This is a genomic window from Enterobacter sp. 725m/11 (assembly GCF_011683705.1).
Classification (GTDB): domain Bacteria; phylum Pseudomonadota; class Gammaproteobacteria; order Enterobacterales; family Enterobacteriaceae; genus Enterobacter; species Enterobacter bugandensis.
This window is the reverse complement of the sequence record NZ_JAAQOK010000083.1, coordinates 1-9159: the sequence shown is the minus strand read 5'-3', so window position 1 is coordinate 9159 and position 9159 is coordinate 1. Positions and strand designations below refer to the sequence as shown.

7 protein-coding genes and 1 pseudogene are annotated in these 9159 nt (G+C 58.9%); 3 read left to right on the top strand and 5 right to left on the bottom strand.

What is annotated here, in order from left to right; all coding sequences use genetic code 11:
- The first annotated feature begins 310 nt into the window (after positions 1-310).
- The 3 genes and pseudogenes from HBA26_RS22015 to xynR all read left to right on the top strand — a co-directional run bounded on the left by HBA26_RS22015 (position 311) and on the right by xynR (position 2078).
- Positions 311-672: pseudogene (locus HBA26_RS22015) on the top strand (CHAP domain-containing protein).
- A 1-nt stretch (position 673) separates the two neighbouring features.
- Positions 674-1108, top strand: a complete 435-nt coding sequence (locus HBA26_RS22010) for a DUF3828 domain-containing protein (RefSeq protein WP_100170993.1) — start codon at positions 674-676, stop codon at positions 1106-1108.
- 208 nt (positions 1109-1316) lie between these two features.
- Positions 1317-2078: a DNA-binding transcriptional repressor XynR gene (gene xynR / locus HBA26_RS22005; RefSeq protein ID WP_047367014.1), complete on the top strand. Its 762-nt coding sequence runs from the start codon at positions 1317-1319 to the stop codon at positions 2076-2078.
- On the opposite strand, the gene HBA26_RS22000 is transcribed toward xynR, so the two are convergent.
- From HBA26_RS22000 to HBA26_RS21980, 5 genes are all read right to left on the bottom strand, one after another.
- Positions 2063-3673, bottom strand: coding sequence for a glycoside hydrolase family 43 protein (locus HBA26_RS22000; protein WP_126345973.1), 1611 nt, complete (start codon positions 3671-3673; stop codon positions 2063-2065). The genes xynR and HBA26_RS22000 overlap by 16 nt on opposite strands.
- 11 nt (positions 3674-3684) lie before the next feature.
- Positions 3685-5067: an MFS transporter gene (locus HBA26_RS21995; RefSeq protein WP_028015325.1), complete on the bottom strand. Its 1383-nt coding sequence runs from the start codon at positions 5065-5067 to the stop codon at positions 3685-3687.
- Between the two features lie 226 nt (positions 5068-5293).
- Entirely contained in the window at positions 5294-7261 is a 1968-nt protein-coding gene (gene yagF / locus HBA26_RS21990) for a xylonate dehydratase YagF (RefSeq protein ID WP_126345975.1), read from the bottom strand.
- A gap of 14 nt (positions 7262-7275) precedes the next feature.
- On the bottom strand, positions 7276-8184 hold the full coding sequence (yagE, locus tag HBA26_RS21985) for a 2-keto-3-deoxygluconate aldolase (protein WP_126345976.1): 909 nt from the start codon (positions 8182-8184) through the stop codon (positions 7276-7278).
- A 196-nt stretch (positions 8185-8380) separates the two neighbouring features.
- Positions 8381-8833 carry a YhcH/YjgK/YiaL family protein gene (locus tag HBA26_RS21980; protein ID WP_028015322.1) on the bottom strand — a complete coding sequence of 151 codons (453 nt, stop codon included), beginning with the start codon at positions 8831-8833 and terminating at the stop codon, positions 8381-8383.
- Positions 8834-9159: the final 326 nt, after the last annotated feature.

Below are 9159 nucleotides of genomic sequence, written 5' to 3'. Positions count from 1 at the left end.
ACCATGGGTAAAGGATGTTAAAAAGTGTTCACCATGTCCCCGAACACCTGTCTACCATGTCCCCGGACTGTACACCCACAGGGAGAGGGAGAAACCCCTAAAAACGACAATAGCGTTATGGTCTGGCAGAAAAATATTTTTACTGCCGCTTTCTCAGATAGACATTAACCATAATAAGTATTTATGTTTTTATTAACCATTATTTATTGAGTAGATAATGGTTAATATCAGGTCATTATCAATTACAAAACACCGTATATTATCGGCGTAATATTTCCTTATTGCTGCATTTCGTTAATAAGGATTATTTATGTCATGGAATAAGCATGAAGCTGTGTCATACGCCCGTAGCCACGCACTAACCCATACTGGACACTATTGCGCTCGCGCAATCGCCGCCGCCATTCGAGCCGGAGGGCTTAAAATCGAAGGGGCAAACGCTAAGGATTTCTGGCGTTCTCTTGAAAAAGCAGGGTTCACAAAAGTCTATGGCACTCCCATAGAGGGGGATATCGCGGTGATTGATGCCTTGCCCGGCCCGAATCAGTACGGGCATGTCTGTATTTACGATGGCGCTGGAACCTGGTATTCAGATTTAAACAGAGAACAATGTACCCGGGGCCAACGTATCGCCAACTCCAGCCAGCCGTCACCTTATACAGGCATTATTAATATGAATAAGCTCATCTTAATTGTATTATTCAGCACAGCAGCATTGGGGGCCGAAGATTTTCAGATACCGATGCAGCGCGCCCTTGAATTCAATCGCTGGTACGTCAAACAGGTGAACAACGATCATTATCCTATCCAGGAGGGAAATGAAATCGATAAGTTCGTTACGGCCAGTACCATGAAAAAATTACGTCATGCAGACGATCCCCGTTATGCCGATGCTGAATTTTACGAGGCTGATTTTTTTATGAAATCGCAGTATATCGGCGAGGACTGGGCTGAGAATGTGGCTATTGATTCGTATGATTCCGACCCGGTCTGTGTAAACGTGAATATCACGTTCGGCAAAAAGACCCAGCACACAGTTATTGATTGCATGGTTAAAGAAGATGGGATCTGGAAAATTCAGTCTGTCGCTGCACGGGATAATAATTGATTCCCCCGCTAACAATAATGTAGCCGGGTGGCGCTGCGCTTACCCGGCCTACAAAACCCGTAGGCCCGTGCAAGCGTAGCGCCGCCGGGCAAATCAGGCGACGTTGCGGCCTGATGCCCTTTCTCCCACAACCCGCTCTACTCAATTGATTTTTCACCCCAAAAAAGGTACGTTTTCGCCTTCATTCCAGCGTGGACATGCCAGCATTATGCCGATTATTCAGTCTGTTGAACGTGCGTTGCAGATCCTCGACCTGTTCAACGAGCAGGCCACCGAGCTTAAGATCACCGACATCAGCAAACTGATGGGGCTGAGCAAGAGCACCCTCCACTCGCTGCTGAAAACCCTGCAGCTTCACGGCTATATCGATCAGAACCCGGAGAACGGCAAATATCGCCTCGGCATGAAGCTGGTCGAGCGCGGTCATTTTGTCGTGGGCTCAATCGATATTCGCCAGAAGGCGAAAGGCTGGCTGACGGAGCTGTCCCAGCGTACCGGGCAGACCACCCATCTGGGGATCCTGGACGGGCGTGAAGGGGTCTATATCGAGAAGATTGAAGGCAAGCTGGCCGCCATCGCCTATTCGCGCATCGGCCGCCGCCTGCCGGTTCACGCCACCGCCATCGGCAAGGTGCTGATTGCCTGGCTGGGCGAGGCCGAGCTGAACGCCCTGCTGGAGGGTTATCACTACACCACCTTTACTCCCGCGACCCTCGCCTCTCGTGAAGCGTTAATGACCGCCCTGGCGCAGACCCGCGAGCAGGGCTACGCCCTGGACAGCGAAGAGAACGAGCAGGGCGTGCGCTGCGTGGCGGTGCCGGTGTGGAACCACGAATCCCGCGTGATTGCCGCCCTGAGCCTGTCGACGCTCACCTCCCGCGTGGACGACGCCGAGCTGGCCCGCTTCCGCGAGGAGCTTCAGCAGGCCGGGCTCGAGCTCTCACGCGCGCTGGGCTATACCGGCTCGTAGGTCAAGTAGTCGAAGTCCGCGTGACAGCCGTCGCCGCTGATGTCCTCGCAGTGCAGCCCCACAAACGCGCCGGTAAAGAAGCCGCGCCCGCCGATGTAGTCATCCGACAGCTTCCACGCTTCATAGGTCACCGGCACGGCGTGCCACGTCTCGCCGTCGAACGAGTAGCTGTAGCGGTAGACCAGCGTATCCACGTCCACCCGCAGCCAGACGCTCTCCGCATGTTCCGGCACCGGAATGGGCTGCTCGTGCAGCGGCCACGACGGTACGTTGTGGTCGAGCTGGATAACCTTTATCGTTCTGCCCTGCCCCTCCTCGTAGTCCACAAAGCAGTAGCTCCAGTTTTTGCTGTTGTAGTAGCAGGTCAGCCCGGCGCTCTGCTGGAAGTGGATCGGCGAGAACTGCATCCGCGTCTCGGCACGGAAGGTGAAGTGCTGCCAGCGGCGCGCCACGGTCGACTGGATGAAGGTCGAGTTGAGCGAGTCGTTGCCGTAGAGCCGTAAGAAGCCCGGGCGCGCGGTGAGCGAGCCGAGGGTGTCGTCGAACGGAATGCGCAGGGTCTGCAGTTCCGGGTCAAGCGTGCTGCCGTCGAAATCCTCCCGCCAGTTACCCTGAGCGGCTGCGGGCTGTTCCACCACCTGCGGGCCTTTCACCGTCAGCTGCGCGTGCTTGCCGCCTTCCACGTACGGCCAGCCGTCGCGCCACGCAATGCGGGCGATGCCGGTCTCGCGCCCCAGCGGGCAGTAGCCGCGCCCGCCGGAGGCCAGCAGCGGCACGCCGGGCAGGCGCAGCGGGCGGCTGGTGAGGTAGGCCATATACCACTCTCCGGTGTGGGTCTGCAGCAGCGAGCCGTGGCCGCTCTTTTGCAGCGGGTTCTCCGGCAGGTGCCAGCTGGTCATCATCGTTACGTCCGGGTGCAGCTCGTAGGGCCCGTCGATATTTTTGGAACGCAGCACCACGACGGCGTGCTCGTAGCTGGTGCCGCCCTCGGCAACCATCAGGTAGTAACAGCCCGCGTGGCGATAAAGATGCGCCCCTTCGGTGTAGCAAAGCGGCGTGCCGGTAAACAGCATTTTGCGCTCGGGCGAGAGCGTGCCGGTCTGCGGGTCAAACTCCTGCATCACGATGGTGTTGTGCGGGTTGCTGTGGTGACGCGGCCCCCACGGACGGTAGAGGTAGTATTTGCGGCCATCGTCGTCGTGGAACAGGGACGGATCGAACCCGCCGTTGCCCATAGGGATCGGCTCGCTCCACGGCCCTTCGATGGACGGCGCGGTGACGAGGAAGTTGCGGCCATTTTTCCACGGCGAGTCGACAATCTTCACGTCGGTATAGAGCAGCCAGAATTTGCCGTCGGCGTAGCTCAGGCAAGGTGCCCAGATGCCGCCGGAGTCCGGGTTGCCCTTCATGTCCAGCATCGACACGCGGTCCAGCGGCGTGCTGACCAGCGACCAGTTTTTCAGGTCGCGGGAGTGATAGATGCGCACGCCCGGGAACCACTCGAAGGTCGAGGTGGCGATGTAGTAGTCCTCGCCCTGACGGCAGAGGGACGGGTCCGGGTTGAAGCCGGTCAGGATCGGGTTGGTAATTTCCATGTTGCCTCCGGTTAATGGGATGCGGCTGTCGCGGCGTCGGGAACGGCCTCGCCCTGCGCCGCGCGGTGTTTGATCAGCTGCTGGCTGATGGCCTCCACGCGGTCGTCGGTGAGCTTGTAGAACGACAGCATGATGAACATGCCCGCGTAGAGCACCACCGGCACCACGCAGAACAGAATTTTGATGGTGGTGAGCACCTCAACCGGCTGCACGCTGCTGCTGGCGGAGTAGTTCACCCAGGCCAGGATCCAACCCACCACCGCCCCGCCAATCGCCAGGCCAATCTTCAGGCTGAACAGGTAGGTGGAGAACACCAGCCCGTCGAGGCGGCGCCCGCTTCGGCTCTCCTCGTAATCCACCACGTCGGAGGCCATCAGCCACTGTAGCGGCGTGGTGGTGTTAAAGACGAACAGGAACAGGATGTTGAGGGCGAAAATCAGCGCGATGTGCTCGGCCGGGGTGAAGAAAATCAGCAGGCTGATGAGCGAGTAAGCGACGATGATCCACTTAAAGGCGGTGACGCGGTCGAAGCGGCCCAGCAGGCGGGAGGAGCAGAGCGAGCCGAACATGGTGGCGAGGCTGCCGTAGAGTAAAAACTGGGTCGCCATCTCCGGGTGATCCATCACGTATTTCACGAAGTAGAGCGTCGCCCCGCCGCGCACCACGTTGGAGCAGGTCGCCATCATCTTGAATGCGCACATGATGCGCCACTGGCCGTTGCCCAGCAGCAGCCTGAGATCTTTCGCCACCGACGAGCCCGGCTGCACCTCAAAGGTGTAGCGCTCTTTGGTGGTGAAGAAGCAGACGTAGAGCAGCACCACGCCGGTCAGCCCCAGCACGCACATGGCGCCGAAATAGCCCACCTGCTCATCCCCCTTGCCGATGATGCTGACCAGCGGCAGCGCGATGCCGCTGATGGCGAGCGAGCCCGCCGCGGCGAGGAAGAAACGCCAGGACTGAAGGGCGTGGCGCTCTTTCGGGTCGGCGGTGATCACCCCCGGCATGGCGCAGTACGGGACGTTAACGAAGGTGTAGACCAGGGTCAGAAGAATGTAGGTCGCGCAGGCGTAGATGATTTTGCCCTGCGCGGAGAAGTCCGGCGTGTAGAAGGTCAGCATGCAGACGATGCCAAACGGGATGGCGCCCCACAGCAGGAACGGGCGGAACTGACCGTGCCGTGTGCGGGTGCGGTCTACCAGCAGCCCCATCAGCGGGTCGGTCACGGCGTCGAGCACGCGGGAGACTAAAAACAGCGTGCCCATAATGCCCGCGGAGAGTCCAAACACGTCGGTGTAGAAATAGGCCAGCAGGAACATGGTGGCCTGCCAGACGAAGCCGCAGGCGGTGTCACCCAGCCCGTAGCCAATTTTGTCTTTCATGGTTAATTGCGTCATCAGAATTACACCCTTATGTAGTGTGCTGAATTACAACATCGTGTTAATGGAGTGTAATGAGCTGTTCAATTAACCAGCAATGGTCATATCTTATTTCTGAATTACGTTATTTTGCTTTTGTGACGCCAACGATATATCGCAAATTATTGTTTAAATTAACAAATTACAGATACAGGAAAGCCGCCCACGGAATATATTCCGTAGACGACAATCGCGTGAAAAATAATTAAATGCCGAGCGCTTTTTTACCGGCGTTAATTACCTCAATAATTTTATCGGTGTCATAAATACAGCCTTTCCAGGTGCCGCCGCTCACCGACTGCAATGCCGCCCACAGCCGGGTATCGTCCGGCAAAAAGTCGTGGGCGTGCAGGTCCGGGTGCGTCTGCCGCAGCGCCAGCTCGCGCGCACCCTCTTCCGGCGTCAGCGGGTTATCCGCCGTGCCGATGAAGTTCACGCTGCCCGTAAGGGTCAGTCGGTCCACGGCAATCTCGATGATGTCGTTGTCGCGCAGCTTGCCAATCGGTCCCCCCGCCAGCGCCTCCGGCGACACGTGGCCGAAGCAGGCGCCCGTCGATACGCCCGAGAAGCGCGCATCGGTGATTAACGACACCGTCTTGCCCCACGAGATATGCTTCAGCGCGGAGGTAAGCTGGTAGGTCTCTTCCATACCGGTGCCGGACGGCCCGCCGCCGATCACCACCATGATATCCCCCTGCGCAATCTCTTCCCGCTTGATGGCCTTGATGGCCTGCACTTCCGAGACAAACACCCGCACCCGGCCGGTGTGGCGGTAAACGCCATCGTCACCCACCACCGACGGGTCGATCGCCGTGGCCTTGATCACCGAACCTTCCGGCGCGATGTTGCCCGTCGGGAAGCAGACCGTCGAGGTCAGCCCTTTCGCTTTTGCTTTCTCCGGCGGCAGGATCACGTCATCCGGCTCCACGCCGTCCTGCTCGCGCAGGCACTGGCGGAAGCGCTTACGGCGCTCGGACGTCTGCCACCAGTCGAGGTTCTCGCCCACCGTCTGGCCGGTGACGGTCATGGCGTCCAGGTGCAGCAGGCCGAGATCGCGCAGGTGGAGCATCACTTCCGGCACGCCGCCTGCGAGGAACGCGCGCACGGTCGGGTGGTAGTCCGGGCCGTTGGGCAGCACGCTCACCAGGCGTGGCACCTTACGGTTGACGCGCGTCCAGTGCTCTACGTCCGGAATAGTGCAGCCCGCCGCGTGGGCGATGGCCGGGATGTGCAGCAGTAAGTTCGTTGAACCACCGAACGCCGCGTGGATCACCATGGCGTTTTCGATGGCTTTATCGGTGAGGATATCGCGCGTGGTGATGCCGCGGTTATCCAGCTCGCTCACCGCCCGCGCCGACTGGCGGGCGATCTCCAGCCACACAGCCTGCCCGGACGGTGCCAGCGCGGAGTGCGGCAGCGCCAGCCCCAGCGCTTCCGCCACCACCTGCGAGGTGCCCGCCGTGCCGAGGAACTGGCAGCCGCCGCCCGGCGACGCGCAGGCGCGACAGCCGAGCTCGGCGGCCTCCTGCAAGGAGAGCTCGTGGTTGGCAAAGCGCGCGCCGATTGTCTGCACCTTGCCCGCATCTTCCCCCACAGTCGGCGGCAGCGTCGCCCCGCCCGGCACCAGAATGGTCGGCAGGTCGTGCATGGAGGCCAGCGCGATCATGGTGGCGGGTAGCCCTTTATCGCAGGTGGCCACGCCGATCACCGCCCGGCGCGTGGGCAGGGAGCGGATCAGACGGCGAAACACGATCGCCGCGTCGTTACGATACGGCAGGGAGTCGAACATGCCGTGCGTGCCCTGCGAGCGCCCGTCGCACGGATCGCTGACGAAGGCCGCAAACGGGATCCCGCCGTTGCGGGTGATCTCCTTCGCCGCCGCCTGCATCTGCATGCCGATTTCCCAGTGACCGGTGTGGTAGCCCAGCGCAACCGGGCGTCCGTCCCCGGCGCGAATACCGCCCTGGGTACCGATAATCAGCACCTCTTTGCCGGTCAGCTTATTAGCGTCCCAGCCCATCCCGGCGTTCTGCGTCATGCCGAACAGGTTGCCGCTGGGGGATTCCATCAGCATCTGCGGGGTCAGCGGCAGCGCGCCCTGCGGCCCCGCTGCATGGGTAATCACCGCATAAAACGCATCGTCCTGTGGGGTGAAAATTTTCTCAATGGTCATCGTTATCGTCCGGCTCAGCAGAGCTTGAGCTGTTGGAGCAGGGTTTTCAGCTGCGCCTTACGCGGCTCGTCCAGCGGCGTGGCGGGCGGCAGCACGTGCGTGGAGACAGGACGACCACAAAGCACGATCGCCTCTTTAATGACGTTCACAAACGGCGTATCCAGCTGATACATCTGCGGGATTTGCAGCAGGGTCTGATGATACTCAGCCGCTTTCGCCACGTCTTTATCCCGCCAGGCTTTCAGAAGATCCACCGACACCTGCGGGGCAAAGTTGCCGCTGGCCGAAATCGCCCCGTCGCCGCCGAGCAGCAGGGTATTAAACAGATGATCGTCGTAGCCGCACAGCACGGTGAAATGCGGATGAGCGGCTTTAACGGTGAGGATCATGCTGCGCAGGTGGGCGACGGAGTCGATGGTGTCTTTGATACCGATAATATTGCTGCGCGAGTCGGCGAGGGTTTTCACCAGCGTCGGGGTCAGATCCTGCCCGGTCAGCGCCGGGAAGTTATAGAGCATCACCGGCAGGGTGACGCTGTCGGCTACCTGCTCGAAATAGCGGATCAGGTTTGCTTCCGACACCTTCCAGTAGTAGGGGTTGATCACCACGATGCCGTCCGCGCCCGCCTGCTGCGCGTGCTGGCTGAGTTCAATAGTTTCCCGGGCGTTGGTGCCGCCGGTGCCGATCAGCACCGGCACACGACGATCGACATGATCGATAGCAAAGCGGGCAATGGTTTTACGCTCTTCGGCGCTGAGCTGGGAGAACTCGCCGCCGCTGCCCAGGAAGAACAGGCCGTCAACGCCTGCTTTGATGAGATCGTCGATCAGCGCGGCGGTGCCCTGCTCATCAAGCTGGCCGTCGGCGGTAAAAATGGTGGAGACAGGGGGAATGATTCCCGTGAACAACGCGGACTGCGGCATGAGATCTCCTTGTTGAATCATTTTGTTCTACATTATAGAACAGAGTTCATTAATTTAACGATCATACTATGACGCAGAAAAAGGGGAGGTAAATGTGAGATGAGGAGGGAGTGCGGGAAGTTTAAGCTGGATCACATTATGCGTGGGTGCAGTCTGGTGCCCTCTCCCACAGGGAGAGGGTTAGGGTGAGGGGAAATTACTCCACCAGCATTTTAACAACCACTTTTCTGACCTTAGCAGGCTCCCCCACCGCGCACAGCGGCTTATGCACTTCACCCGGCCAGAACACCACAAAATCCCCTTCGCTCAGCACCACGGTTTTCTCCTGCTCGCCTTCCGGCAGGAACGCGATGTCTTTATCCGCCAGCCAGTCGGTGTCCGGCGTGCCGTGCGGCAGGGTGCTGAACGTCATCCCTTCCTGCCCCTTCAGCACAATCTGGATATCCAGATAGCGCGCGTGGTACTCGGCGCGGCGCTCGGCGAACGGCTGGGTCATGTCTTCTGACACCAGATAAAACAGGCTGTTGCCGTTGATATCGTGCTTGCCGAGCGGCGTGGCGTCGGTGACGTGGGCTTTAACGTGCTCAATGGCCTGGCGCAGCGCGTCAGGCAGCCAGGACTGCAGATGGTGAATGTTTCCAATAATCATGTTTCAATCCTCAATATAAAACAATGTTTCATTTTTACTTTTTATACGAGAATCTAGGCTGCCATACCAGCCCTTTTTGGACGAGGTTTGCGCGAGCGCATGTTTATTGGGAAAGGTGTTAACCCACTGTTAATCCTGCCCAGGCAATTATGCAGCGGTTATGCATAACCTCATTTCGCGCGCGCTAAGGTTCTCACATAACCCACTGAAATAAAGAGCTTAATAACAAAACCCGCTGCCGTATCACATTTTACGACTTTGATAATTTCCGTTATAAGCCCATAATTATCTGTCTCTTATACACATCTGACGCTGCCGACGACGGA

What these genes read in the sequence shown, in the direction of transcription:
- HBA26_RS22000 (WP_126345973.1), bottom strand. Translation starts at nt 3,673, where the DNA reads ATGGAAATTACCAACCCGATCCTGACCGGCTTCAACCCGGACCCGTCC.
- HBA26_RS21980 (WP_028015322.1), bottom strand. Translation starts at nt 8,833, where the DNA reads ATGATTATTGGAAACATTCACCATCTGCAGTCCTGGCTGCCTGACGCG.
- xynR (WP_047367014.1), top strand. Translation starts at nt 1,317, where the DNA reads ATGCCGATTATTCAGTCTGTTGAACGTGCGTTGCAGATCCTCGACCTG.
- yagF (WP_126345975.1), bottom strand. Translation starts at nt 7,261, where the DNA reads ATGACCATTGAGAAAATTTTCACCCCACAGGACGATGCGTTTTATGCG.
- HBA26_RS22010 (WP_100170993.1), top strand. Translation starts at nt 674, where the DNA reads ATGAATAAGCTCATCTTAATTGTATTATTCAGCACAGCAGCATTGGGG.
- HBA26_RS21995 (WP_028015325.1), bottom strand. Translation starts at nt 5,067, where the DNA reads ATGACGCAATTAACCATGAAAGACAAAATTGGCTACGGGCTGGGTGAC.
- yagE (WP_126345976.1), bottom strand. Translation starts at nt 8,184, where the DNA reads ATGCCGCAGTCCGCGTTGTTCACGGGAATCATTCCCCCTGTCTCCACC.